The organism is bacterium (assembly GCA_023228325.1).
In the GTDB taxonomy this organism is placed as follows: domain Bacteria; phylum Auribacterota; class UBA6266; order UBA6266; family UBA6266; genus UBA6266.
On sequence record JALOBK010000001.1, the window covers coordinates 1506726 to 1531647 of the forward strand.

Annotated in this window: 23 protein-coding genes and 1 tRNA gene; 19 read left to right on the forward strand and 5 right to left on the reverse strand. The window is 42.4% G+C overall.

Translation table 11 applies throughout. The features are described 5' to 3' along the window. Positions 1-215: 215 nt before the first annotated feature. The 17 genes from hisS to M0R36_07275 all read left to right on the forward strand — a co-directional run bounded on the left by hisS (position 216) and on the right by M0R36_07275 (position 17749). A complete protein-coding gene (gene hisS, locus M0R36_07195) occupies positions 216-1493 on the forward strand; it encodes a histidine--tRNA ligase (protein ID MCK9555584.1) in 1278 nt (425 codons plus the stop codon). Further along, positions 1483-3264 (forward strand): aspartate--tRNA ligase, encoded by a 1782-nt coding sequence (gene aspS, locus M0R36_07200; GenBank protein MCK9555585.1) that lies wholly within the window; start codon positions 1483-1485, stop codon positions 3262-3264. The genes hisS and aspS overlap by 11 nt, the downstream gene beginning before the upstream one ends. Positions 3265-3358: 94 nt before the next feature. Further along, positions 3359-3811: a LysM peptidoglycan-binding domain-containing protein gene (locus tag M0R36_07205; protein ID MCK9555586.1), complete on the forward strand. Its 453-nt coding sequence runs from the start codon at positions 3359-3361 to the stop codon at positions 3809-3811. Positions 3812-3894: 83 nt separating this feature from the next. Next, a complete protein-coding gene (locus M0R36_07210; GenBank protein ID MCK9555587.1) occupies positions 3895-4860 on the forward strand; it encodes a PhoH family protein in 966 nt (321 codons plus the stop codon). Positions 4861-4866: 6 nt separating this feature from the next. Beyond that, the gene (locus M0R36_07215) at positions 4867-7074 is read left to right on the forward strand and encodes an HDIG domain-containing protein (protein MCK9555588.1); all 2208 of its coding nucleotides are present in this window, start codon (positions 4867-4869) and stop codon (positions 7072-7074) included. Further along, positions 7034-7498, forward strand: coding sequence for an rRNA maturation RNase YbeY (gene ybeY, locus M0R36_07220; protein MCK9555589.1), 465 nt, complete (start codon positions 7034-7036; stop codon positions 7496-7498). Before M0R36_07215 ends, ybeY begins: the two co-directional genes overlap by 41 nt. Continuing rightward, positions 7474-8175, forward strand: a complete 702-nt coding sequence (locus M0R36_07225) for a diacylglycerol kinase (GenBank protein MCK9555590.1) — start codon at positions 7474-7476, stop codon at positions 8173-8175. The genes ybeY and M0R36_07225 overlap by 25 nt, the downstream gene beginning before the upstream one ends. Before the next feature lie 23 nt (positions 8176-8198). After that, a complete protein-coding gene (locus M0R36_07230; GenBank protein MCK9555591.1) occupies positions 8199-9485 on the forward strand; it encodes a hemolysin family protein in 1287 nt (428 codons plus the stop codon). A 3-nt stretch (positions 9486-9488) separates the two neighbouring features. Further along, positions 9489-10103 (forward strand): DUF502 domain-containing protein, encoded by a 615-nt coding sequence (locus tag M0R36_07235; GenBank protein ID MCK9555592.1) that lies wholly within the window; start codon positions 9489-9491, stop codon positions 10101-10103. Positions 10104-10140: 37 nt separating this feature from the next. Further along, on the forward strand, positions 10141-10902 hold the full coding sequence (gene recO, locus M0R36_07240) for a DNA repair protein RecO (protein ID MCK9555593.1): 762 nt from the start codon (positions 10141-10143) through the stop codon (positions 10900-10902). Positions 10903-10921: 19 nt separating this feature from the next. Continuing rightward, positions 10922-12223: a glycine--tRNA ligase gene (locus M0R36_07245; GenBank protein MCK9555594.1), complete on the forward strand. Its 1302-nt coding sequence runs from the start codon at positions 10922-10924 to the stop codon at positions 12221-12223. 26 nt (positions 12224-12249) lie between these two features. Then, positions 12250-14889 (forward strand): pyruvate, phosphate dikinase, encoded by a 2640-nt coding sequence (ppdK, locus tag M0R36_07250; GenBank protein ID MCK9555595.1) that lies wholly within the window; start codon positions 12250-12252, stop codon positions 14887-14889. Between the two features lie 19 nt (positions 14890-14908). Beyond that, positions 14909-15742, forward strand: coding sequence for a sigma-70 family RNA polymerase sigma factor (locus tag M0R36_07255; protein ID MCK9555596.1), 834 nt, complete (start codon positions 14909-14911; stop codon positions 15740-15742). A gap of 11 nt (positions 15743-15753) precedes the next feature. Continuing rightward, complete coding sequence (locus M0R36_07260) at positions 15754-16275, forward strand: adenine phosphoribosyltransferase (protein ID MCK9555597.1); 522 nt, start codon at positions 15754-15756, stop codon at positions 16273-16275. Between the two features lie 202 nt (positions 16276-16477). Next, positions 16478-16553, forward strand: a tRNA-Arg gene (locus tag M0R36_07265). Between the two features lie 84 nt (positions 16554-16637). Further along, positions 16638-17066: a pyrimidine dimer DNA glycosylase/endonuclease V gene (locus M0R36_07270; protein MCK9555598.1), complete on the forward strand. Its 429-nt coding sequence runs from the start codon at positions 16638-16640 to the stop codon at positions 17064-17066. A 62-nt stretch (positions 17067-17128) separates the two neighbouring features. Continuing rightward, positions 17129-17749 carry a DUF2238 domain-containing protein gene (locus M0R36_07275; GenBank protein MCK9555599.1) on the forward strand — a complete coding sequence of 207 codons (621 nt, stop codon included), beginning with the start codon at positions 17129-17131 and terminating at the stop codon, positions 17747-17749. A gap of 82 nt (positions 17750-17831) precedes the next feature. On the opposite strand, the gene M0R36_07280 is transcribed toward M0R36_07275, so the two are convergent. Then, positions 17832-18437, reverse strand: coding sequence for a hypothetical protein (locus M0R36_07280; protein MCK9555600.1), 606 nt, complete (start codon positions 18435-18437; stop codon positions 17832-17834). 93 nt (positions 18438-18530) lie between these two features. Here M0R36_07280 and M0R36_07285 point away from each other — a divergent pair, with 93 nt between their 5' ends. Continuing rightward, the gene (locus tag M0R36_07285; protein MCK9555601.1) at positions 18531-19028 is read left to right on the forward strand and encodes a hypothetical protein; all 498 of its coding nucleotides are present in this window, start codon (positions 18531-18533) and stop codon (positions 19026-19028) included. A gap of 2 nt (positions 19029-19030) precedes the next feature. On the opposite strand, the gene M0R36_07290 is transcribed toward M0R36_07285, so the two are convergent. Together M0R36_07290 and M0R36_07295 are read right to left on the reverse strand one after the other, a co-directional pair. After that, positions 19031-19669, reverse strand: a complete 639-nt coding sequence (locus M0R36_07290; protein MCK9555602.1) for an RNA pseudouridine synthase — start codon at positions 19667-19669, stop codon at positions 19031-19033. Between the two features lie 6 nt (positions 19670-19675). Beyond that, positions 19676-22240, reverse strand: coding sequence for a RecQ family ATP-dependent DNA helicase (locus tag M0R36_07295; GenBank protein MCK9555603.1), 2565 nt, complete (start codon positions 22238-22240; stop codon positions 19676-19678). 197 nt (positions 22241-22437) lie between these two features. Between M0R36_07295 and M0R36_07300 the strand changes: the two genes are divergently transcribed. Beyond that, a complete protein-coding gene (locus M0R36_07300; GenBank protein ID MCK9555604.1) occupies positions 22438-23361 on the forward strand; it encodes a response regulator in 924 nt (307 codons plus the stop codon). On the opposite strand, the gene M0R36_07305 is transcribed toward M0R36_07300, so the two are convergent. Beyond that, on the reverse strand, positions 23342-24025 hold the full coding sequence (locus tag M0R36_07305) for a glycosyltransferase family 2 protein (GenBank protein MCK9555605.1): 684 nt from the start codon (positions 24023-24025) through the stop codon (positions 23342-23344). The two genes, M0R36_07300 and M0R36_07305, sit on opposite strands and share 20 nt — an antisense overlap. A gap of 1 nt (position 24026) precedes the next feature. Continuing rightward, the gene (locus M0R36_07310) at positions 24027-24914 is read right to left on the reverse strand and encodes a polyprenyl synthetase family protein (GenBank protein ID MCK9555606.1); all 888 of its coding nucleotides are present in this window, start codon (positions 24912-24914) and stop codon (positions 24027-24029) included. Positions 24915-24922 lie beyond the last annotated feature (8 nt).

Consider the following 24922-nt stretch of genomic DNA (forward strand, 5'->3'; position numbering starts at 1 on the left):
GTTAAAAACCCTCCGGATGTCCGGGGGGTTTTTTATTACGCGCGGCGCAGGCGGGTTTTTGCGGAAAATTACTTTTCTTTTGACTTATTCGGCGCCGTAGTTTAACATTACCGTCTATAAGAGAGGATAGTTAAATAGTCCAACAGTTGAATAGTTGAGTGGTCTTGATTTTTAATTTTATACTTATTAAACTGCTAAGCTGTTAAATTAAAAAAATGAAAATTAATATACTGAAAGGTATGTACGATGTATTACCGGATGATGCTGCGGCCTGGCAGCTTGTGGAGAAAACTGTCAGGGATGTATGTAATTTATACGGATTCGGAGAGATACGCACACCCGTTCTCGAAAAGACCGAACTTTTTGAAAGAGGAGTGGGGAAGCAGACGGATATTGTAAAAAAGGAAATGTATACTTTTAACGATAAAGGCGACAGGTCGGTTACTTTAAGGCCGGAAGGCACGGCATCTGTTGTCAGAGCTTATCTGGAGAGCGGTTTAGGCGCTCAGGGTGAGCCTGTTAAATTTTTCTATATAGCGCCGATGTTCAGGTATGAACGTCCCCAGGCGGGCAGGTTTCGCCAGCATGTTCAGTTCGGCGCGGAGTATTTTGGCATAAAAGACCCTGCCGCCGATGTTGAGATGATTCTGCTTCTTTTGAGCATATATGACCGTCTTGACATTAAATATGAGTTGAATATAAATAATGTAGGCTGCGGCAAAGAGGGATGCAGGGACTCGATAAGGGACGGTGTTAAAAAATATTTTGAGCGCAACCTGCCGAAAATGTGTGATGATTGCCGTTTGAGATATGAATCGAATCCCTTGAGGATACTTGATTGCAAGAAGGAATCCTGTATGGAAATTACAAAAGGTTTTTCGGGGACGGGAGAAATTTCCTGCCCTGACTGCAAACAGTATTACGGGGAGATAAAGAAATTACTGGACGGCAATGCTGTCAAATATTCAGAAAACTCGAAATTAGTGAGAGGCCTTGATTATTATACAACTTTTGTCTTTGAGGTGTCGGCAAGCGGATTGGGCGCCCAAAGTTCCGTGGGCGGCGGGGGAAGATATGATTCCATGGTAAAAGACCTTGGAGGCCCCGATGTGCCTGCGGTTGGTTTCGGTTCGGGAATAGAAAGGGTCATTTTGGCCATGAAGAGCCGGAATCCCGGTAAACAGTACGGAACAAAGCCGAAAATATTTGTTGTTTTTCAGGGAGAAAAAGCCTATAAGGAAATGCTTCCCATGCTGTCTTATTTGAGGAACAGCCTTAATATAAGCGCGGGCGCCGTTTTCGGAAAGAGCCTTAAAGCCCAGATGAGAGCTGCCAACAAGTCGGGCGCGGCTTATGCTCTTATTATAGGCGACAGAGAAATAGAGGAAGGCAAGTACAGGCTGAAAGATATGGAAACAGGAGATGAAAAAGAAATTAAATCAGGAGATATTGAGAATTTGAAGAAAATATTTGTGTGTGAATATGAAAAATAAGTATAGAAGCGAATATTGCGGCGGACTTAACAAAAAACATTTCGGTGAAAAGGTCAGGCTGGCGGGCTGGATACACAGAAAACGTGACCACGGCGGGCTTATCTTTGTTGATCTGAGAGACCATACAGGTATCTGCCAGCTGGTTTTTAATCCGGAGAAATACAAAGACCCGTACGGTATCGTAAATGAATTGAGAGTTGAGAGCGTCATATCGGTTAACGGGAACGTTGTCGAAAGGTCTCCCGAAACGGTAAATCCCAAACTTGCCACAGGGGAGATTGAAGTCGCAGTGACCGGTATTGAGGTTGAATCTTCAGCCGAAATCCTGCCGTTCCAGATAGCCGATGAGGAAAATGTCGGTGAGGAACTGCGCTTAAAATACAGGTTCCTGGATTTGAGAAGAGAAGCTCTTCATAAGAACATAATCTACCGCTCGAAAATCATTAATTTTATCAGACAGCATCTTTCGGAACGCGAATTCATTGAAATAAGCACCCCTATTCTCACGTGCAGTTCTCCCGAAGGAGCCCGTGATTATCTTGTTCCGAGCAGAATACATAAAGGAAAATTTTATGCATTGCCGCAGGCCCCGCAGCAGTTCAAACAGCTTTTGATGATATCCTGTTTTCACAGGTATTTTCAGATAGCCCCGTGTTTTAGGGACGAAGATTCGAGGGCAGACAGGTCTCCCGGGGAATTTTACCAGCTTGATCTGGAAATGTCATTCTGTACTCAGGAAGATATTTTCGAGGTGGTTGAAACTCTCTTTGTCGAGATGACAAAAAAGCTTTCCGACAAAAAAATAATGTTTGACCCTTTTCCCGTGTTTTCCTACAAAGAGGCAATGGATAAGTTCGGGACGGACAAACCCGATATAAGATTCGAATTGGAAATGAAGGAAGTGACGCAGATTTTCAGAAATTCCGAATTCAAAGCGTTTCAAAGCAATACCTCAAATGGGAAAACGGTTAAGGCGCTTGTTGTTCCCGGACTGGCTGACAGCCCGAGGTCGTTTTTTGATAAGGCCGAAGCTTATGCGAAAGAATTAGGCGCGGGAGGATTGGCGTATATCACAATGAAAGACGGAAATTTAAAGAGCCCGATATTGAAATTCTTCGGGGAAGAGGAAAAAAAACAGCTTTTATCCGCTCTGGAGTTAAAAGACGGGGACGTTGCTTTTTTCGGCGCGGGAAAATGGGATAAAACCTGCAATATAATGGGACTTATGAGGACATATTTTGCGAAAGCTGTCAATTGCATACCGCAAAATGTCATGGCCTTCTGCTGGGTTGTGGATTTTCCGATGTATGAGTATAACGAAGACCTGAAAAAGATTGAATTTTCACATAATCCTTTTTCGATGCCTCAGGGCGGGATGGACGACCTGTTGAATAAGGACCCTCTTGATATCAAGGCTTTTCAATATGACATTGTCTGTAACGGGGTCGAACTTTCAAGCGGCGCCATAAGAAACCATAAGCCCGAAATAATGTATAAAGCTTTTGAAATAGCCGGATATAAGCGTGATGAAGTTAACACAAATTTCGGCCATATGATAAAAGCCTTTAAATACGGGGCTCCGCCCCACGGCGGTATAGCGCCCGGGATAGACCGTATCGTAATGTTGTTCACTGATTCCCCCAATATCAGGGAAGTTATAGCCTTCCCGATGAACCAGAAAGCGCAGGACCTGATGGTAGGGGCCCCTTCCGAGGTTAAAGAAGACCAGCTTAAAGAACTCGGTATCAGGATAGTCGAAAAAGAGGAATAGGAATAAATAAAATATTGTAGAATATTTGTTTTTTTGATGATACAATTCAGCAGGTGGAAAAACAGTTACATTAAAGTTTAAGGAGGTTGACAAGGTGAAAAGGGGTCTTATTAATTCTCTTCTGGTTCTTTTTGTGCTTGTTGTCGGGGGATGCGCTTCATATGAGTGGGGACAGCAGTCGTCTGCTGAAACCGATGTTACGTATGTCGGTGGCAGCAAAGGAGGGAAAAGAACGGTAGGGCATAAGAGAGATGAAAGTTATTATCAGACGACTACCGTTAAGGAAATTATACATGAAGAAGCCGCGGAAGATTTTGTTGATGTGTCCGAAAGCATATATATTGAAGAAGATATAGGCACAGTCCCTTCCTCTGCTCAGGATACCTATGTAGTGAAAAAAGGCGATACCCTTTGGAAAATATCGGGCAGGAGCGAGATTTACAGCGACCCGACAAAATGGCAGAGAATCTTCAATGCTAACAGAGATAAGCTTAACGATCCTAAAGATTTAAAACCAGGGATGGTTCTTGTTATCCCCAGAGATTAGTGAAGAGAAATACACGAAGCTCTTAGCAACTGTTTTTTTCGGCTAAGGGCTTTGTGTTTTTTTAATATTGGAATACCTCAGATATGACAGAGCAGAAAATTGATTTTGAGAGCCCCGCTTTACTCAGGGCAATATACGCTCACGACGAGAACAACCTGCTTCTTGTCGAGAAAGCTTTTAACGTGAAGATTGTCGCAAGGGATAATTTTCTTAAAATATCCGGCAATCCGGAAAATATAGAAAAAACAAAGAAACTGATTGAAAATCTCGAAAATGCGGTAAGTGACGGCGAATTAATCAAAAAAGAAGATATAAATTATCTTATAAATATTGTCGGGTCCGGGAATGACAGACTCAAGGAAGTTTACTCCGCGAAAATAGAAGTCCCGTCGAGAAGAAGATATATAAGGCCGAAAACGAGTGTCCAGAAGCAATATATTGATTCCATAGCCGGAAACGATATTGTTTTCGGTATCGGCCCCGCGGGAACGGGAAAAACATATCTTGCAATGGCCATGGCAGTTTCCGCCCTGACCAAAAACGAGGTGAGCAGGATTATTTTGACCAGGCCGGCTGTTGAAGCAGGGGAAAACCTGGGGTTCCTTCCGGGCGACCTTTACGAAAAGGTCTCCCCGTACCTCAGACCGCTTTACGATGCCTTGTATGATATGATGGAAATCGACAGGATACAGAAATGCCTTGAGAGGGGTATAATCGAAGTCGCTCCTCTTGCTTTTATGAGAGGCAGGACCCTTAACGATTCTTTTGTGATACTGGACGAAGCCCAGAACAGCACGAGGGAACAGATGAAAATGTTCCTGACGAGGTTGGGCTTTGATTCAAAAACAGTTATTACCGGTGATATAACCCAGATAGACCTGCCTACCGATAAAATGTCGGGACTTATACATGTCCAGGGGATATTGAAGGATATTGAAGGGATTTCGTTCGTATATTTCTCAGATACAGATGTTGTCCGCCATGAACTTGTGCAGAAGATAATCAAAGCTTATCTTAACGGCGGGCAGAGGGATAACGGCGCCACATAATATAAAATGAATGACAACAAAAATCACAGGACATCGGCTCCTCATTCCTTTAACAGAGGATTACTCCTCAAAGTTTTGATAGGTTTAAGCTCTCTGGTGTTGCTGTCTATGATTATACTCTGGGATGACTTCTTTGTAAGGATCCCCCTGAAAGAGGGGCAGGTAAGCAACAGGAGCATTGTCTCCAGATACGCTTTTGAATATGCCGATAAACAGAAAACTGCGGAAAAAATAAAAGAGACAATGAAATCGGTTCCGCCGGTGTGCGTCAGGGATGTTAATGTCGAGCAGTCAAATATCAGTAAAATAAATTCTTTTTTCGAGACACTCGCCGCAGTATCACTTGACGGCTCCATTTCCATCGAAGAAAAACTTGCCGCGATAAAATCAAAAGATATTTTCGACTTATCCGACGACGAGATAATCCTTCTCCTGAAAAAAGACAATCCTTCTTCGCTGAAAGACGGCATTAACTCCGCTGTTAAGGATATTTATCAGACAGGAGTTATAAGCATGGATGACAGGTTGAAAATAGAAAAGACAGGTGATTTTCAGAAAATACGCGTTAAATCGGGAAATACGTTCGAAGACAGGAATATCGCGGATGTATATGTGCGCGCGAAACTCATTTCGGATATAAAAAAGGTAGCGGATAAATATTTTCCCGATGACAGGAGAATTATAGATCCCGTGGTTAAAATATTTTCAGGATGCGTTGTTTCCAACCTTTCTTACAGTCCGGAGATTACAGAGAAAGAAAGAGAAAAAGCGGTCCTGTCCGTCCGGCAGGTTGTCCAAAAAGTGCCGGAAAACACCGTACTGGTGAAAAAAGGCACTACAGTTACGGAAACACAGATGGGAATGCTTAAAGCATATTACAAACTGGCTTTTACAAAAGAATTTTTAAAAGGGAAATATATTGTCCTTCTGGGGAAAATCGCCATTATCCTGATGCTGATATCCGTCGCCGGAATTTACCTCAGGGAATTTCAGCCAGACATATTCGGCAATAACAAAGTTCTTTTTATGATAGAGATTCTTTCCGTTCTTACGGGCGGTATATACAAGGCTGTCATTTATCTCGGTTTCTCGGATTTTATAATGCCGACCGCTGTGATATCCATAACACTTGCAATGCTTGTGAATCCCAGGATAGCTCTTTTTACGACTTTTCTCGCAAGTATTTTTTGTTCTCTGGTATCAAGTAACATAACCGTTGCGTTTGCGGGTATTATCGGCGGCATGGTGGCAATTACATCTGTGGCGGAAGTCAGATACCGTTCCCAACTTATAAGAGCCGGTTTTCTCACGGCTGTTTCTATGTTTGTCACGGTTCTCGCCATGGAAATAGTGAAAGGATCAAGCATCGAGGAGTCTTTGAGCATGGCGGGGATAGGTTTCTCTTCGGGAATCGCGGCGCCTTTTATCGTTATGGGAATACTCCCTTTCCTGGAAACGGGATTCGGCCTTATAACCAACATCCATCTTCTTGAAATGGTAGACCTTAATCATCCTATACTGAGAAAGATGATGATAGAGGCGCCTGGCACATATCATCATAGCCTGATAGTGGGAAATCTTTCGGAAGCCGCCGCGGGCGGAATAGGAGCCAATTCTCTTCTCGCTAAAGTCGGTTCTTATTTCCATGATATAGGGAAGACCATAAAACCCGAATATTTTTCGGAAAACGAGGGCGGGATAAAAAGCAAACACGATGAACTTATTCCGAGCATGAGCCATCTTATTATAACAGCGCATGTGAAAGACGGTATAGAATTGGCAAAGAAATATAAAATAAGCCGCGCGATATTCGATATAATACGCCAGCATCACGGAACAAGCCTTGTATATTTCTTTTATAAAAGGGCAAAGGAGCAGAGCGGCTCCGCCGGCGAAGTGGATGCAGAAGCATTCAGATATCCGGGACCTAGGCCTTCATCCAAGGAAGCGGCGATAGTCCTGCTGGCGGATGCTGTTGAGGCTGCGTCAAGAACGCTCGACAAGCCTACTCCCGCGAGAATCAAAAATTTTGTTAATGAGATAATCGATGAAAAGATTCTGGACGGCCAGCTGGATGAATGTCCGCTGACGATGAAAGACATTGAAGACATCAGAGACATATTCAATATGGTCCTGAACGGCATGTTCCATACGAGGGTTAAGTATCCTAAGAATGAAGATAGAAATAATAAATCTCCAAAAAAAGAAAATTAGCGCGCCGGTTGCTCGGAAAATAATAAAATATGTGCTGGATGCCGAGGGCTGCAGGACGGATGTGAAACTCTCGGTATCTTTCGTGGACAACAAAACGATACAAAGATACAATGAAAAATATATGTATAAGAACAGGCCTACGGATGTGCTGTCCTTCCCGATGGGGGAAGGAGAGAGGGTGGAAGGCGATGAAGCTTACCTGGGCGATGTGATGGTTTCGGTTGAGATGGCATATATTAGAGCCTGTGAATTTTTACATGAACCCGGCAAGGAACTTATGATATATCTTATACACGGTGTTTTGCATCTTTTGGGTTATAATGATACCCAGCCCTGTTCAAGAATCCTCATGGATGAGAAACAGGTAAAAATGAGCAGTTTATTATGGAACAGGAGAAAATGGAAACTACTAACAAAATCTTAAAGAGCTTCAATCATGCGATAGAAGGGCTTTACTATATATTGCGGACACAGCAGAATTTCCGTATTCATTTCCTGATAGCCGTTCTTATTGTTCTGATGGGCATGTATTTCGGCATCGACAAGAGCGAATTTATGATTCTTTCCGTCCTGATATTTTTTGTCCTTATAACAGAGGTTTTTAATACCTGCATCGAACTTCTTACGGATATGATAAGCGAAACTTACCATCCTATCGCAAAAATAGTTAAGGATGTTTCCGCGGGAGCGGTCCTGCTTGCTTCTTTAGTGGCCATGGTAATAGGGTATATTATTTTTTATAACCATCTGGATACGCGTATTGAAGTGGGGATTAACTATATTATGGGTATTCCGAGCCATATAACATTTATTGTTTTTCTTCTTGCGGTGACTCTGTCAATAATGATTAAACTGCTTTTGCACAGGGGCAGGCCTCTTCTGGGAGGCATGCCCAGTGTCCACAGCGCGGTGGCTTTTGCGATGTGGGGAGCAATAATATTTATCTCCAAATCCCGGCTGCTTGTTGCTATCGGTTTTCTTCTGGCGTTAATGGTTGCCCAGAGCAGGGTAGCGGCAAAAATTCATTCCATATATGAAGTGGTTTCGGGAGCTATACTGGGAATCCTGCTCTCGATTTTACTGTTTAAATTATATTTGTGAAAATTATTTTTAGGTGATATCGGATGACGACAAGCGTAATTATCGAAATAATTGTACTGGTTGTGCTGATTTTCCTTTCAGCTTTTTTTTCGGGTGTCGAGACAGCGTTGACTTCGATGACAAAACTCAGGATAAAGCAGCTGCTCGGCAAAGAGAATAAAAAAGCCGAAGTGATAAACATCTGGATAAAAAAATCCGATAAACTTCTGATTACCTTACTGGTAGGCAATAACATAGCGAATATCGGAGCCGCTTCAATGGGAGCTCTTGTGGTGAACAATTTATTCAGCCACTCTTCCATGGGCAGGGCAATCGCCATTTCATGGTTTACCGTAACCTTCCTTATACTGACTTTCGGAGAAATTATCCCGAAATCAGTTGCGAGAAAACATGCCGAAGGAATTTCGATATTCTGCCTGCCCTACCTTCATGCGATATCTATAATGCTGACGCCCGTGAATAAGATATTCATGTTTATAGTAAGGATATTCATGAGGATAATAGGTTCTGATTATCAGGTCGTTGCTTCAAAAATTACTGAAGAGGAGATAAAGACATTTGTTGATGTCGGGGAAAAGGAAGGTGTCATTCTCCGCGACGAAAAAGAGCTGATACATTCGATTTTCGAATTCGGGGATAAGATAGTCAGGGAAATTATGACGCCCCGTGTTGATATAATCGCCGTTTCCGAAGATGATTCCATAGAAACCGCAAAAAATATTGTTAAAAAGACGCTGTTTTCCAAAATTCCGGTTTACGGGAAAGATATGGACGATATGAAAGGAATTTTTTACGCTAAAGATCTGATAGCCGCGAAACCATCGGAAAATTTTCAGGGAGACCTGAGACTTACGGATATTATGCGGGACGTTTTATTTGTTCCCGAAACCAAGAGAATTTCGGCGTTAATGAAGGAAATGCAGAAAAAGAAAGTTCATATTGCCATAGTGCTGGACGAATATGGCGGAACGGCAGGGCTTATAACGCTTGAAGACGTTATCGAAGAGATAGTGGGAGAGATACAGGATGAATATGATACGGATGAGAATTATTATACAGAAATAAATGAGAATGAGTATATTTTCGATGCGAAAATGTCCATAGACGAAGTAAATGAATATTTGTCCAACGGCGTTAAGCTGCCTGAAAGTGAAAACTACGATACCATAGGCGGTTTTATAATAACCCATCTGGGAAAAATTCCCAGGAAAGGCGAAAAGATAACTATGGTAAACTTTTCCATGGAAATCGTCGATGCCGATGACAAATCTGTAAAGAAGGTTAAAGTTACGGGCAAGAAGGAAGAATAAACTATGTTAAAAAGAGTTAGAGGGTATTTTTTTACCGGGCTTCTGGTTCTTTTTCCTGTTTTGGGCACGGCCGGAGTTATTTACTGGCTGTTTATCTTTATAACCAATTTTCTTGTAAAGCCGCTGAGCCATTATATCCCTTCTGATAAACAGATATTTGTCAGGTCGGCCAGCCTTATTGTAGCTTTCATTCTTGTGGTTTTTATCGGTTTTCTGGCCAAGATGGTATTTGTGCGAAAAATTTCAAAGCCGTTTGAAAACCTGCTTATACGGATTCCGCTTATAAATAAAATATACAAAACATTTAAACAGATATCACTGGCCCTGTGGGAGAGCCAGGCCACTATCCTCAGGCAGGTGGTTTTGATTGAGTATCCGCGCAAAGGCATCTGGTCGGTAGGTTTTACCACATCTTGCGTCAAAAGCAGGGCAAGCGAAATACTTAAAGGTGATTATATCGGATTATTTGTGCCGACCACACCCAATCCGACTTCAGGTTTGTTTATCATTGTGGCAAGAAAAGATGTTATATTCACTTCAATCAGCATTGAAGACGGCTTAAAGCTTGTTGTGTCGGCGGGTACGATTGAGCCCTACGAAATGAAGAAAATTGGATAGTAAAAATGTTTTTCCCCTCATTCACTCCGGTTGTCTTATGAACCAGAAAACACAGGCTATTTTATTGAGGTCTTATAAATATGGGGAATCCAGCAGGGTCGCTGTGTTTATTACCCCCTGCCTGGGCAAGATAAAAGCCGTATTGAAAGGAGTTGAAAAATTAAAAAGCAGATATTCGAAACTCCAGGTTTTCGGTTTATATGATGTTGAGTTAAAAAGGGTGAAAGACCGGGAATTGGACACGGTATCTTCTCTTGAGGTGATAAATAATTTTTCCGGTATAATGAAAAGATCCGAGACCTATGCTGTGGCGACGACTGTTATTGAGATAACGGCCATGATAACAAGTTTTGAGAATGACGAAACATCTATATTCAGGGAACTGTGTTTTGTGCTGGACAGGTTGTCTCAGAATAAAGAGGGAGAGAGCCCTGTAAGGTATCTGGTCATATATGCATTAAGGTCAATGTATCTGGCAGGTTTTGTCGGGTTATTTTCGGAGTGCGGCGCCTGCGGGGATAAAACGGGGCCTTTTTTCATAACGCCTTCGGGTGATATAAGATGTAATAAGTGCGCGCCAACCGGCAAAAAAGTGTTTATCAGCCGCAGCCTTGCCATGGCGATGGATGAAATAGTGCGCGGGGGCATAGGTGAAAATGCGTACTTATCCGCGAAAAATGCCGAACTTCGCAAAATTTCTCCCGTTGTACGGTTATTGCTTGACTTTGTTCTGCCCAAACCGTTAAAATCTCTTGATTTTTTAGCCTCCATTTTAAAAAAAAGAAAAAAATTCGGATAAAGGTTGAGTTTTTATCATTATGAAAAAAAATACCAATGACAAAATGTCTAAACTTGTCTCCTTATGCAAAAGGAGAGGATATGTATTCCAGTCATCGGAAATTTACGGCGGTTTGAACAGCTGCTGGGATTACGGTCCTCTGGGAAGCGAATTGAAAAGGAATATAAAAGATTTCTGGTGGAAGTCGATGGTATATGAGCGCGATGATATCGAGGGGATAGATTCAAGCATACTTATGCATCCCAGGATATGGGAGGCTTCCGGACATGTAGAACATTTCACAGATCCTCTTGTAGACTGTAAAAAATGTAAGATGCGTTTCAGGGCTGATGAGATGAATTCTGAAAAATGCCCTTCCTGCGGCGGAGAACTTACCCGGCCGAGAAGTTTTAATCTTATGTTTAAAACGTTTATGGGGCCCGTGGAAGACAGCGCAAATGTTATTTATATGCGGCCTGAAACTGCGCAGGGTATTTATGTAAATTTTCTTAACGTTTTAAACTCTTCGCGAAAAAAAATACCTTTCGGCATTGCGCAGATAGGAAAGGCTTTCAGGAACGAGATAACACCCGGCAATTTTATTTTCAGGACCAGAGAATTCGAACAGATGGAAATGCAGTATTTTGTTGAACCCGGGGGTTCGATGCAGATTATGGAACAATGGAAGGAAATCAGGTATCAGTGGTATCTGCGCCTCGGCATTAACCCCGAAAAACTCAGGTTCCACGAGCATGATGAAAAAGAACTGGCTCATTATGCGAAAAAGGCGTTTGATATCCAGTATGAATTTCCGTTCGGATGGTCGGAACTTGAAGGGATACATCACCGCGCAGATTACGACCTCAAAAAGCATACGGAATTTTCCGGAAAAGATCTTACATATTATGACGATGAAAAGAAAATAAGGTATATACCGAACATTATTGAGACTTCGGCGGGCTGTGACAGGACACTCTTGACATGCCTTATAGACGCTTTCCATGAAGAGGAAGAGAGAATAGTTCTGAAATTATCGCCGAGGATAGCTCCTATCAAGGCCGCTATACTGCCTCTTGTTAACAGGGACGGAATGGATGAATTTGCCGGTAAGATATACGACAGGCTTAAGAGCAAGTTGAAAGTTTTTTATGATGACGGAGGTTCAATAGGGAGACGTTACAGGAGAATGGATGAAGCCGGCACCCCTTTCTGTTTTACCGTGGATTCCCAGACCCTTAAAGATAATACCGTTACGCTCCGCGAGAGAGATTCTATGCAGCAGACAAGGATACCGGAAAGCGATATCGAAGTTGAATTGAGAAAAAGAATAGAAAATATCTAAAAGATAATTGGAAGGAGAATCAGAAAATGTCGAAGAAATTTGTATACAGTTTTGGAAGCGGAAAGGCGGAAGGACAAGCAAAAATGAAATCCCTACTCGGGGGTAAAGGGGCTAATCTCGCCGAAATGACCAATCTTGGCCTTCCTGTCCCTCCGGGTTTTACTATTACTGCCGAAGCCTGTGATATGTTCTATAAGAGCGGGAAAAAATGGCCTTCAGGGCTTAAAGAACAGGTTCTTGCGGGGGTTAAAAAGCTTGAGAAAGATATGGGCGCTTCATTCGGCGACCCGAAAAATCCTCTTCTTGTATCGGTAAGGTCAGGCGCGGCCGTATCAATGCCGGGAATGATGGATACGGTTCTTAACCTCGGTATCAACCCGGTTGTTGTCGAAGGCCTGATAAAAAAATCAGGCAACGAAAGGTTCGCATGGGATTCTTTCAGGAGGTTTATTCAGATGTTCGGTGATGTGGTTATGGAAGTCGAACACGAAGCTTTCGAACATGAACTTCAGGCGGTAAAAGATAAGTACGGGGCAAAACAGGATACTGATCTTGACGCCGCGATGCTTAAAGAGGTTGTCGAAAAGTATGAATCCGTATTCAAAAAATATACCAGCAAAAGATTTCCTGAAGACCCGATAGAACAGCTTGAATACTCCATAAATGCGGTGTTTAATTCATGGAATAATGACAGAGCTATCAAATACCGCCGGATAAACGATATTAAAGGACTGTTGGGCACGGCGGTGAACGTCCAGGCTATGGTGTTCGGGAATATGGGTAATACTTCCGGGACGGGTGTCGCGTTTACAAGAGATCCCAGCACGGGTGAAAACAAGTTTTACGGTGAGTACCTTATGAATGCCCAGGGAGAGGATGTTGTTGCCGGAATAAGGACGCCCAACCCTATAGAAACATTACAGAAAGTGAACAAAAGCGCTTATAAACAGCTCCTTGATATAAGGAAGAAACTTGAACACCATTACAAAGATATGCAGGATATTGAATTTACCATACAGGAAGGCAAGCTTTATATGCTTCAGACAAGAAGCGGGAAGAGGACAGCCGCTTCCGCGGTTAGAGTTGCCGCCGATATGGTAAAAGAAAAACTTATAACCGAGAAAGAAGCGATTTTAAGAATTGACCCGGCCCAGCTTGACCAGCTTTTACATCCGATGTTCGATCCTAAAGCCGAAAAAGAAACAAAAGTCATTTCAAAAGGTCTTCCTGCTTCCCCGGGAGCCGCTTCCGGCCAGGTTGTGTTTACCGCGGATGATGCCGAAGAGTGGGCTAAAAAAGGATTAAGTGTCATTCTCTGCAGGACAGAAACTTCTCCCGAAGATATCGGAGGTATGAATGTCGCGAAAGGAATACTTACATCAAGAGGTGGAATGACCAGCCATGCCGCGGTAGTCGCGAGAGGCATGGGAAAATGCTGTGTCGCCGGTGCGGGAGAAATAAGGATTGATTATAAGAAAAAAGAGATGACTGCCGGAGTAGTTAAGGTTAAGGAAGGCGACTGGATATCATTGAACGGTTCAAGCGGGAATGTTTATCTGGATAAAATCGCTACTGTCGAGCCGTCGCTTGCCGGTAATTTTGCGAAAATTATGCAGTGGTCGGATAAATACAGGACCATTGGCGTGAGGACAAATGCCGATACTCCGCACGATGCGGAAGTAGCGGTGAAATTCGGCGCGGAAGGCATTGGGCTCTGCAGAACCGAACATATGTTTTTCGAAGGCGACAGGATTATCACTTTCAGGGAAATGATTCTTGCTGATGGCATTGAAGGCAGGAAAAAAGCCCTTGAAAAACTACTGCCCATGCAGAGAAAAGATTTCGAAGGCATATTCAAGGCGCTTAAAGGTTATCCATGCACGATAAGACTCCTTGACCCGCCGCTTCACGAATTTCTTCCTCATGATGAAGCGGGCCAGAAGGAAATGTCGGAAGTCATGAAAGTTTCTGTCGAGAAGATTAAAGATAAAGTCGATTCCCTTCATGAATTCAATCCTATGCTCGGTCACAGAGGCTGCAGGCTCGGGCTTATTTACCCTGAAATTTCCGATATGCAGGTCAGAGCTATAATAGAAGCCGCTTTGAACGTCAAAGCAAAAGGCATAAAAGTAAAACCCGAGATAATGATTCCTTTGGTAGGAAACTATAAAGAGCTTAAGATAGCCAGGGAATCCGCCGAAAAGGAGATTCAGGCTATCTTTAAAGAGAGAAAGACAAAAGTGGAATATAAGATAGGAACAATGATAGAAGTTCCGAGAGCGGCGATTACAGCGGATGAAATTGCCGGATATGCGGATTTTTTCTCGTTCGGAACGAATGACCTGACGCAGATGGGCTGCGGATTTTCCAGGGATGACGCCGGGAAATTTCTTCCCGACTATGTGGCCATGGGGATATATGAATATGACCCGTTCCAGGTGCTTGACACAGATGGTGTTGGAAAATTGGTTGAGATAGCGGTAAAATTAGGGAGAAAAGTAAATAAAGACATCAAACTCGGAATCTGCGGTGAACATGGCGGAGAACCGAAAAGCATCGAGTTCTGTTATAAAACAGGCCTTAGCTATGTAAGTTGTTCTCCTTACAGGGTTCCGATTGCAAGGCTGGCGGCGGCACAGGCTGCATTGAGAAACAACAGGAAATAAAAAATGTTAACGGAGTAAAATGAGCTCGATTAGCGACCCTATTCGCTTATATTTGAGAGATATCGGTTCGATACCTCTTCTTTCTCCTGAAGAAGAGAAAGATTTGGCCAGAAAAGCGAAAAAGGGCGACACGGAAGCCCATAAATGTTTGATAAGGTCCAATCTGAGGCTCGTTGTTTCAATCGCAAAGCGTTATGAAAATATAGGGTTGCCTTTTCTTGACCTTGTTGAGGAAGGCAACCTTGGTCTTATTAAAGCAGTGGAAAAGTATGATATAAGAAAAGGCTGTAAACTCAGTACCTATGCTTCATGGTGGATAAAGCAATCTATTATGCGCGCGCTTGCAAACCAGGGCAAAACTATCCGCGTGCCGGTGTATATGATAGAGAAACTTTCCACTGTAAGAAAAGTTATCCGTGAGCTTACCCAGAAAAATCACAAGGACCCTTCGGCACAGGATATTGCGCAGGAACTTGATATATCTGTATCCAAAGTCCTTGAAATCCAGAATGCTTCAACATCTCCCAGTTCCCTTTACAGTATTATGGGCGGTGAAAACGGTACGGATGAACTTATTGAGATTATAGAGAATAAACAGGCGCCCGACCCCACAAAAGAAGTCGGCGCTATACTGCTTAAGGAAGAAATCGAGATTCTTCTTGAAGAACTTGCTCCCCGCGAAGCGGAAATATTACGCCTGAGGTTCGGCATAGAGGGCGGGGAAAACCTTACGCTTGAGGAAATCGGCAAAAAATATAAGATTACGAGAGAAAGAGTGCGTCAGATAGAACAGACAGCCATGAAAAAGCTCAGGAAACTGATTAGTAAGACAAAAGAGAACTGGGCGATATAAGCGGGGGGTGGATAATGTCGGAGATTTTAAAAAAAGCTATCAGAGATATTCCTGATTTTCCCAAAGCTGGAATAATTTTTAAGGATATAACACCCCTTTTGGCAGACGGGCAACTTTTCAGCCGAACAATAGATATTATGTATAAAAAATTCAGGAATAAAGAAATAGATAAGATTGCCGCCATTGAATCCCGCGGTTTTATTTTCGGTGCGGCTCTTGCGTATAAGCTGGGCGCCGGTTTTGTGCCTATCAGAAAAAAAGGAAAACTCCCTCACACGACCCTTAACGCGGATTATACCCTTGAATATGGCATAAGCAGTGTTGAAATACACAGTGACGCAATCAATAAAGGGGAAAGGGTCCTTCTGGTGGATGACCTGCTTGCTACAGGAGGCACAATGAAGGCTTCGACCGAACTTGTCGAGAAACTCGAAGGGGAAATTGTCGCTATATGCTTTTTGATCAACCTTACGTTCCTGAAAGGGCTTGATAAGCTTAAAAAGTATAATACGTATTCCTTGATGGAATTTTAAACCCTGCCAAAGTATTTTCACTTGCAATTTTTATCCATATCGTATATTTTTCTAATCTGATTATTACGCCCCCGTAGCCCGCCACACAGCATTGGCGGGCAAGCTCAGGGGATATTCGGCGGGGGTGTTGGAGAGATGTTTAATAAATGTATTGGGATTTATTTTTAGTGGGAAGACATAGAAAGTAGATTTGGATAACAGCGCCCCCGTAGCTCAGGGGATAGAGCACCGGTTTCCTAAACCGGGTGTCGGACGTTCGATTCGTCTCGGGGGTGCCAGTTCCGCCATCGGCGGGGTAATCTCTCTCTCTCTCTCCGGAATTGACACAGCTCTTCGCGCAAAGTATACTTTAAGGCTAATATATGAGATTATGGTCAATTCACCCGAAATATCTGGATACCAGGGGGCTTGTTGCCTTATGGAGAGAAGCGCTTCTGGCGAAATCCGTCCTGCAGAATAAAACCAGGGGTTATAAATATCATCCCCAACTGCTGAGATTTAAAAGGCAGTCCTCACCCATGAATGCCGTCAATAATTATTTAAAAGGCGTATGGGAAGAATCAAATAAGAGAAATTTTAAATTCAATGCGCAAAAAATAGGGTCGGTAAGATCGTCAGGCAAAATAAGTGTTTCTACAGGCCAGGTGCAATTTGAGGTTATTCATTTATTGAAAAAATTAAAAGAAAGAGATAAGGTTAAATATAATATATTGAGAAACCGGGCAAAAATAGAAACCCATCCTTTATTCAGAAAAACTGCCGGTAGGATAGAGGATTGGGAGAAGATATAGGATAAAAATAAAATAGGCTCATATACCTGTCTTCTGAAATAGCAAGAAGCGGAAGAACTGACATGAAAAAACTGATACCCGTTATTTTATTATGCATATATATCGCGGTATTTATTATCTGTGCGGTTTCCCCGTACGACCGTTCTGTATGGTGGGCTGAAAATATTCCGATTATGATGCTTGTTACCGCTATTGTAATTGCCTACAAGTTCTTCAAATTTTCGACGTTAAGCTGTGTGCTTATGTCATTTCTGGTAATACTCCACACAATAGGGGGTTATTATACTTTCAGCAGGGTGCCGTTTGATTTTATTAATAATATTTTCGGATGCGCGCGCAATAATTACGACCGTGTCTCTCATTTTACGGTAGGTTTTTTCGCTTATCCCGTCGCGGAAGTCATTTTTTTCAGGAAACTTACCCATAATAAGTTTATCCTGATTCTATTCCCGATATTCGCCATTTTTGCTGTGGCGTCCATTTACGAAATATTCGAATGGCTGTATGCTGTCTGCGCAGATGAATCTGCGGGCCTTGCCGTGCTGGGTTCACAGGGTGACGTATGGGACGCTCAAAAAGATATGCTTTCCGACGCCCTGGGCGCCGTTTTTGCCATGAGTATTTTCTGTTTTGTCCATTGGAAGAATCTATCTTGCCGCGGGATGACGGAAATGAAAAGCTAAAATGTTTGAACTATGCCTGCCCATGGCTCTCAGAAATAAAGAAAAATCCTGCAAATAAATGTTTGATGTAGGCAATCATTAATTAATCGGTTTCTTGTATGACAGATGTAATCTTATCATGCATATTTTCGATTTTCCATTTGTTAAACATCGCGCCCATCTCAGTTTTATCTGTCGGCGAATCGATAAACTTGCCCTCCTCGGAATATATGAACGTCAGCCATGGATTATTGTCCTCGAATAATTTCTGCGGGTTTTTTATATCATACAGGAAGTGATGGATTCCGCCCCTGTCGAAAACAAGGTATTTACCCCCGACAACTTTGATGGTGGGATTGTAAACATCGAAATTTGCGGAAGATACATTCCATGTGAGCAGATTGTCCTTGAAATGCATATGTTTCCGGTCTTTTGCTTCAAGAAATCCGGCAGGTATTTCAATCGGCGTGTTTTCTGACTGTCCTTCAAAACGGAATACATACCATATGAGCCGTTTTGTGTCGGAATAGTCTCCGAAAAGAGCGAATGAACAATTATTTTCGGGGGAATCAACGTTATGTATGAATGTCAGCAGGTTGTCCGGATTTGAGAACCGTTCTTTTATCACAAACCTGAGGTAAAGCGTGTAAAACGCAACTGCTGTTGCAAGCAGGGCGAAAAATATGAATAAGATTTTTTTGTAATTCATAAATTAATTCCCATAAGAATAGTATTATTGCTTATTTAAAAAAAGATGTAAATATGATAATAATATAAAAAATCAATATATACGGCGGTAACTATGGATATAGGGAAGGTGCTGGACGCCAGCGAAGACAGGGTGATTATATCTGCCGCTTCGCTGAATTATATAATTTATTCTTTTATAGTTTTGATGGCGGTCAACGTCGCTTATATATACTTTGCCAGTTTCTCGAGTTTTATAAATTATATATTTATAATACTGCTTATAAACATGCTTCTGATATTTATACCCGCTCTTTTCAGGAAGAAAGTTTATTTTGATAACCGCGCGGAAAAACTGTTTTTGAAAAGGTATTTTGGATTTTTGTGCATTCAGGATAGGGCTATCCCTTATAAGGACATAGGTTATCTCGCCACCGATTTCATAGATATGGACCTGTCGGATAAAAGTACGACCGGGGATGTAAATGTCCTTTATCTTGCCCTTAAAAACGGGAAAATGATATCTCTGGTGTCATGCGGAGACCCCGTCTATTTCAGTCAGGCGGTGTCATCGGTTAAAAAATACACAAAGTTCGAACTGAAAAGAAACTGATTTTACCTCAGGCGAAGAAGAGCGTTATTTTTTTCCAGGAAAGCCTTCATGTCATCCGGCAAGGCGTTTCTCAGACATATAAGTTTTCCGGTATAAGGATGGATGAATTCTATTTTGTAGGCATGAAGGGCGCAGCGCCTGAATTTAAGTTCATAATCCTTTCCGAATGAAAATTTCCGCTCTCCTACTATGGGATGCCCGATTGATTTCATATGTATGCGTATCTGGTTCCTGCGGCCGGTAACAGGTTCAGCTTCTATAACCGAGAAATGCCTGTACGTGTTTAAAACGGTGTATTTTGTGACAGCTTTTCTGCCGTCTATAAAAGAACTGACGGCGCCTGTTATTTTGCCCGGTCTGCCCTGGATAAACGCGAGGTATCTTTTCTTGACTGTGCGCTGTTTGAAAAGGGCGAACATTTTATCTCTTGCTTCAGTGCCTTTTGCAAAGATAATTAATCCGGATGTTTCTTTATCAAGCCTGTGACAGGGGAAGAGATGTTTCTCATTCAGCTGTCCCGGAAGAATAACAGATAAAGAGGCGGCTTCTTTTTTTCCGGGGGCGGGAACCGAAAGTATCCCGGCGGGTTTTGAAACGACAATGAAGTAAGAGTCTAAAAATATTATAGGTATGGTTTTCATTAAAACCTAATATTTTACCGTGCCCCTGCAATAGGGATATTCCGAACATCCCCAGAATCTTCCGAATTCACCTTCTCTCAGCACCATTTTTGACCCGCATCTCGGACAGCTCGGGATATTATTTACAATAGGGCTGAAATCAATTTCTTTATGAGACAGGTTTTCGTATCCCTGCCGGAATACCATAGAGGCTTTTTTTGAGGCTCCAGAAGCGGGAAATTCCTCAATGACTCTCTGCAGGAACATGCTGCCTTTTTCGGAGTATTGTATAGCTTTCCTGGATTCCCCGTTTTTTATGAGTTTTTTTGCCTGTCCCAGGTAGAAATTTCCGGCTTCATAAAGGATTTCGGGATTATCCGGGTTTTCTTCGATTTTTCTGACAATACTTTCCTCGATAGAATCCACCTGCCGCTCGGCGGTCTTGACAACTAGGAGTTCGGCAATCTTCAAGTCTTTTCTTCCGAGGATGATGTCTTTGCCTTTTTTATTAAGCAGTATAACAGGGTGTTCGGCCCCGCTTACCCTGAGAAACCCGTCCATGACAAGTTTATTTATAATTTCCATAACGGATTCAAGCTGTTCCTGGACCGAGTTGTAGCTGTTCAGTTTGTCGTATCCGTTTTGTTTGATTACAATCGCCTTGGAACCGGTCAATATCTGCGCCACGCGTATTTTTATGAGAGGTTCTTCGATTTCATCAACGCACTTTAATATATTTTTTGCCGCCGCGGCTTCTTTTGAAGTATATGCCGTTTCCTCGATTTTCGGTTCTTCCTTGAGGATTTCACGGCCTATGCATACATCGCATCCCGGGCATGTGTCATGAGCGTATTTTTCCCCGAAATATTCTAAAAGCATTTTTCTGCGACACTCGTTTAATGTGGCATATTGAACTATCTGGTAGAGCTTTTTGATTTCCCTGTCTCTCATTTCATTGAGTTTTTCCCAGTCTATATTCAGTTTTTCAAAAGGAGTGACGCGGTCTTTTATCAGTATGGTCTTCCCTCTGAACGGAGGAATATATTCTATTATGTTCTGTTTGCCCATGTTGTTGAGCCCGCGGATGATCTGGTCCGGAGTAAGGTCAAGGGATTGGATTAATTTTGACATCGGGAAAGAGAATCTCAGTTCATCTTCAGGGTCTTTTTGCGAGTTTTTTATGATTGCGGAAGTGATGAATTTCTGGATTTTACTTTTCCGTTCCTCCGTGATTATTTCGGGTTTCATGCTGAATTTGACGGATGCGATGTTATCCGAACGCGACAATATGTCAACGGCTCCGGCTTTTTTTAATATGCGCAAAGCGCTTGAAATTCCCTGTTCGCTCATTTCCACATGGAGTTGTTTTCTGATTTCTTCCCTTGTTTTTGATATAAGGTTTTCTTCCTGGTCAATAAGGAAATTGTGCACCGCGAATATCTGTTCTTTTGAGGGATAACTCTGGTCAATGAAGTATTCCTGCAGTTTTATGTCCGAAGGCGAGTAGAGAAGTATGCACCATGATTTTTTGCCGTCCCGCCCGGCTCTTCCTGCTTCCTGATAATAACTTTCTATGTTTCCGGGTATATCATAATGTATGAGGTATCTTATATCGTCTTTGTCTATTCCCATTCCGAACGCGTTTGTGGCCACAAGCACGGGAGTCTTTCCGTTCATAAAATTGTTCTGGACCTCTTCACGCTCTTTGTCATCCATCCCCGCATGGTAAGCCATGGCTTTTACGCTTATTGATTTCAGAAATTCAGAAGTTGATTCAGCTTTTTTTCTCGTTCCCACATATACTATCGCAGAACCGTGGTTGCGTTTTAAGGCGTCTTTAAGGACCGCATGTTTGTCTTTTTTTGTAGGGGTGTGTATAACGCTGAAGATCAGGTTTTCCCTGTCAAAACCTGTGACTATTACCTCGGTTTTGCCGATATCAAGCTGTTTTATTATGTCCTGCTGGACTTCCGGTGTTGCTGTCGCCGTCAGCGCTATGACGGCGGGATTATCCATAAGTTTTATGAAATGCCGGAGCCTTAAATAGTCAGGCCTGAAATCATGGCCCCAAGTGGATATACAATGGGCCTCATCTATGGCGAGCAATTCCACCTTTATTGTTTTAAGAAGGTCTACGAATTTTTTACTTCTGAACCTTTCGGGCGCTATGTAAAGAAGCTTATACATGCCTTTTCGGGCTTTATTTATGCGGTTTTCCTGTTCTTTTGCGGATATCGAACTGTTGATAAAAGTCGCTTCTATAAAAAGTTCATTCAGGTCATCTATCTGGTCCTTCATAAGTGATATGAGCGGAGAAATGACTATTGTGATTCCCTTGAAAATGAGCGCCGGCAGCTGGTAACACAGGGATTTCCCGCCCCCCGTAGGCATTACCGCAAGTATGTTTTTCTTTTCAATGACCTTTTCGATGACGGCTTTTTGACCGGCTTTAAATGTTTCAAAGCCGAAATACCTGCTGAGGTAAGACAGGGAATCGGGTGTGATGCCCTTATCAATCAATACTTGCTGTAATTGGTCTTTGTTTTCCATAATATTTTCATATATATATATAATAAAAACCAAGTTTATCATTATATTGGAATAGCAGCCGGTAAGTCAAATAAAAATGAAGACAGATTATTTAATTGTTATTCTTTCCGGCAGAATATGTTAAAAATTATGGACAATAAAATCTTCTGAGGTTATAATTAATTTTTACCCGCCTTTACAGGATAGGAGACTGCCAGCTTAAAGTTATGAATTTGTTTTGTTAAAAGAGGTGAAGAGAGATGTTTTGCAACCGTATTCTAATTGTAGATGATGAACCCGGCATAAGAGATGTCCTGAAAGAGCTGCTTGAAAGAAGAGGTTATCAGGTCTCAACCTCTGCGAACGGCGAGGATGCTATTGAGGTGATAAGGAATATCCTGCCTCAGGTTGTTATTCTTGATTATCTTATGCCCGGTATGGATGGGCTTGAAGTGCTTTCGAAGATAAAAAAAGAGTATCCTGAAGTCCTTGTCGCCATACTTACGGGCGCCGGTTCGGAATATATCGCGGTCAAAGCCATGAAACTCGGGGCGGATGATTATATATGCAAACCCATAGAGAAGGAGCGCCTCTACACGATTATAGATGAACTTATCGAAAAGTTTAAACAGAGCCTTGTCTGGAGAAATTATGAGTATAAGTATCCTATTGAAGATGACATAATACGGAAATATGAGTTTTTACGGATAGTCTACTCTGCCAGTAAACCCAATATACATAAGATCTGCAAATTTTTTAACTTTTTCAGGCAGGACTTTTACATATTGAATAAGAAATTCAGACAAAATGGGATTATCGGGATTATCGACAAGAGTATAAGCCAGCTTGAGGAAGAACTCGGGACAGGCGAAGAGCTTGGCGTTAACCCATCCAGGTTAAATAAGATTTCGGATGAGGGAAACGGCGAAAATGAGGAATCGAACAAAAGAAGAATGTATAAACTCTCAGATTTCATAAATAAAAGCGATCCTATCCAGATGAGGCTTGAGATGATACGTGAGGCGGCTACGATACCTAATCCCAATATAACTATGATATGCAAAAAATACCATGTAACGAGAGAAGCTTTTTACCAGAATTACAGGAGATTTGAAAAATTCGGCGTCCTGGGGTTGATAGACAGAAAAAGAGGAAGGCCTTCCCTTAACGGTCAAAAAGATTGAATCTCAATATGTGCCCGATTGCGGCTATCCCGTCTTTCCATGTTATTTTTTTGCCTTCCTTATAATCTCTTCCGCTGTAAGATATGGATGTTTCATATATCCTGTAGCCTTTTCTTGCCATTTTAGCGGTGAATTCCGGCTCAAAGCCAAAGCGCTGTGATTTGAATTTTACTTCGCTCAGGATGGAAGACTTAAAGGCCTTATAACAGGTTTCCATATCCGTGAGGTTTATGTTTGTAAGCGCGTTGGAAAGAAGAGTGAGAAATCTGTTCCCTATATAATGCCAGAAGAAAAGGACCCTGTGGGGAACGCCGATAAATCTTGAGCCGAAAACAACATCAGCTTTGCCGTCTATGATGGGAGCGACCAGTTTTTCATATTCCGCCGGGTTATATTCAAGATCGGCATCCTGGATAATGACCACATCGCCGGTGACTTTTTCAAAACCTTTTCTCAGGGAATGGCCTTTACCGTAGTTTTTATCCGAGAAAAGTTTGATAACCTTAGGATTGTTTATTCTTTCAAGGGTTTCCGTTGTCCCGTCATTGGAACCGTCGTCCACTACGATCAGCTCATGGATATTTTTCACGGAAAGCACACTCTCCATTATTTTCTTTATAGTTTCTTTTTCATTATAGGCGGCCATTACAACTGATATTTTCATGTTACGCGCTCCTTTTTGTAAGAAATGTCGTAATATCCTTTAAGATCCTGCCTTTTGCCTTGAGAGATTCCGCGATTTTGGCTGCCGCGGCAGAGTATTCAAGAAAATGCCGCCGGGCGGTCCCTATTCCAAAGATGGAAGGATAAGTGTTTTTGCCTGCGGATGAATCTTTTCTCAGTTTTTTTCCCACTTCTTTTTCGTTCCCTGTGATATCCAGCAGGTCATCCGATATTTGAAAGGACATACCTATATTATATCCGAGTTCTTTCATCTTTTTTGTGTTGCGCAGTCCGGCTGAGGCTGCTATTGCCCCGAGTTCACAGGCGCAGGAGAACAACGCCGCGGTTTTATTCCTGTGTATGAAAAGGAGTTCCCTGCGTGATACTTTTTTGTTTTCCGAAATGATATCAGCGCACTGCCCGGCTACCATACCATGGAGCCCCGCATTCAGAGACAGCGATTTCATCGCAGCTTCCTTTTTAGGTGATTTGGAAAATATGACGGTCTCAAACGCCAGGTTCAGGAGCGCATCTCCGGCAAGAATGGCAATAGCTTCCCCGAATATCCTGTGGCATGTAGGTTTCCCTCTCCTGAAATCGTCATTGTCCATCGAAGGAAGGTCATCATGTATCAGGGAATAACAGTGTACCATTTCGATTGCGGACGCGAAGTCGATAACATCTTTTTCTTTTCCCCCGAGGGCTTCACAAACGGCAATGGCTGTTATGGGCCTGATTCTTTTGCCTCCGGACATGACACTGTAGCGCATAGCTTTAAAGAGAGGAGACGGATGACTGCCGGCATCAGGCAGCAGCCTGTCAAGACGCCTGTTTATCAGGGATGCTTTCTCTTTGAAATATTTTTCAATACCCTTTTTCACGATAAACATAATATTGG

Excerpts from the sequence above, each read along its gene's own strand:
- recO (MCK9555593.1), top strand. The coding sequence starts at position 10,141 with ATGAACCAGAAAACACAGGCTATTTTATTGAGGTCTTATAAATATGGG.
- hisS (MCK9555584.1), top strand. The coding sequence starts at position 216 with ATGAAAATTAATATACTGAAAGGTATGTACGATGTATTACCGGATGAT.
- M0R36_07255 (MCK9555596.1), top strand. The coding sequence starts at position 14,909 with ATGAGCTCGATTAGCGACCCTATTCGCTTATATTTGAGAGATATCGGT.
- M0R36_07305 (MCK9555605.1), bottom strand. The coding sequence starts at position 24,025 with ATGAAAATATCAGTTGTAATGGCCGCCTATAATGAAAAAGAAACTATA.
- M0R36_07275 (MCK9555599.1), top strand. The coding sequence starts at position 17,129 with ATGAAAAAACTGATACCCGTTATTTTATTATGCATATATATCGCGGTA.
- M0R36_07215 (MCK9555588.1), top strand. The coding sequence starts at position 4,867 with ATGAATGACAACAAAAATCACAGGACATCGGCTCCTCATTCCTTTAAC.
- M0R36_07210 (MCK9555587.1), top strand. The coding sequence starts at position 3,895 with ATGACAGAGCAGAAAATTGATTTTGAGAGCCCCGCTTTACTCAGGGCA.
- M0R36_07310 (MCK9555606.1), bottom strand. The coding sequence starts at position 24,914 with ATGTTTATCGTGAAAAAGGGTATTGAAAAATATTTCAAAGAGAAAGCA.
- M0R36_07225 (MCK9555590.1), top strand. The coding sequence starts at position 7,474 with ATGGAAACTACTAACAAAATCTTAAAGAGCTTCAATCATGCGATAGAA.
- M0R36_07290 (MCK9555602.1), bottom strand. The coding sequence starts at position 19,669 with ATGAAAACCATACCTATAATATTTTTAGACTCTTACTTCATTGTCGTT.
- M0R36_07230 (MCK9555591.1), top strand. The coding sequence starts at position 8,199 with ATGACGACAAGCGTAATTATCGAAATAATTGTACTGGTTGTGCTGATT.
- M0R36_07235 (MCK9555592.1), top strand. The coding sequence starts at position 9,489 with ATGTTAAAAAGAGTTAGAGGGTATTTTTTTACCGGGCTTCTGGTTCTT.
- M0R36_07280 (MCK9555600.1), bottom strand. The coding sequence starts at position 18,437 with ATGAATTACAAAAAAATCTTATTCATATTTTTCGCCCTGCTTGCAACA.
- M0R36_07245 (MCK9555594.1), top strand. The coding sequence starts at position 10,922 with ATGAAAAAAAATACCAATGACAAAATGTCTAAACTTGTCTCCTTATGC.
- ppdK (MCK9555595.1), top strand. The coding sequence starts at position 12,250 with ATGTCGAAGAAATTTGTATACAGTTTTGGAAGCGGAAAGGCGGAAGGA.
- M0R36_07295 (MCK9555603.1), bottom strand. The coding sequence starts at position 22,240 with ATGATAAACTTGGTTTTTATTATATATATATATGAAAATATTATGGAA.
- M0R36_07300 (MCK9555604.1), top strand. The coding sequence starts at position 22,438 with ATGTTTTGCAACCGTATTCTAATTGTAGATGATGAACCCGGCATAAGA.
- ybeY (MCK9555589.1), top strand. The coding sequence starts at position 7,034 with ATGAAGATAGAAATAATAAATCTCCAAAAAAAGAAAATTAGCGCGCCG.
- aspS (MCK9555585.1), top strand. The coding sequence starts at position 1,483 with ATGAAAAATAAGTATAGAAGCGAATATTGCGGCGGACTTAACAAAAAA.
- M0R36_07285 (MCK9555601.1), top strand. The coding sequence starts at position 18,531 with ATGGATATAGGGAAGGTGCTGGACGCCAGCGAAGACAGGGTGATTATA.
- M0R36_07270 (MCK9555598.1), top strand. The coding sequence starts at position 16,638 with ATGAGATTATGGTCAATTCACCCGAAATATCTGGATACCAGGGGGCTT.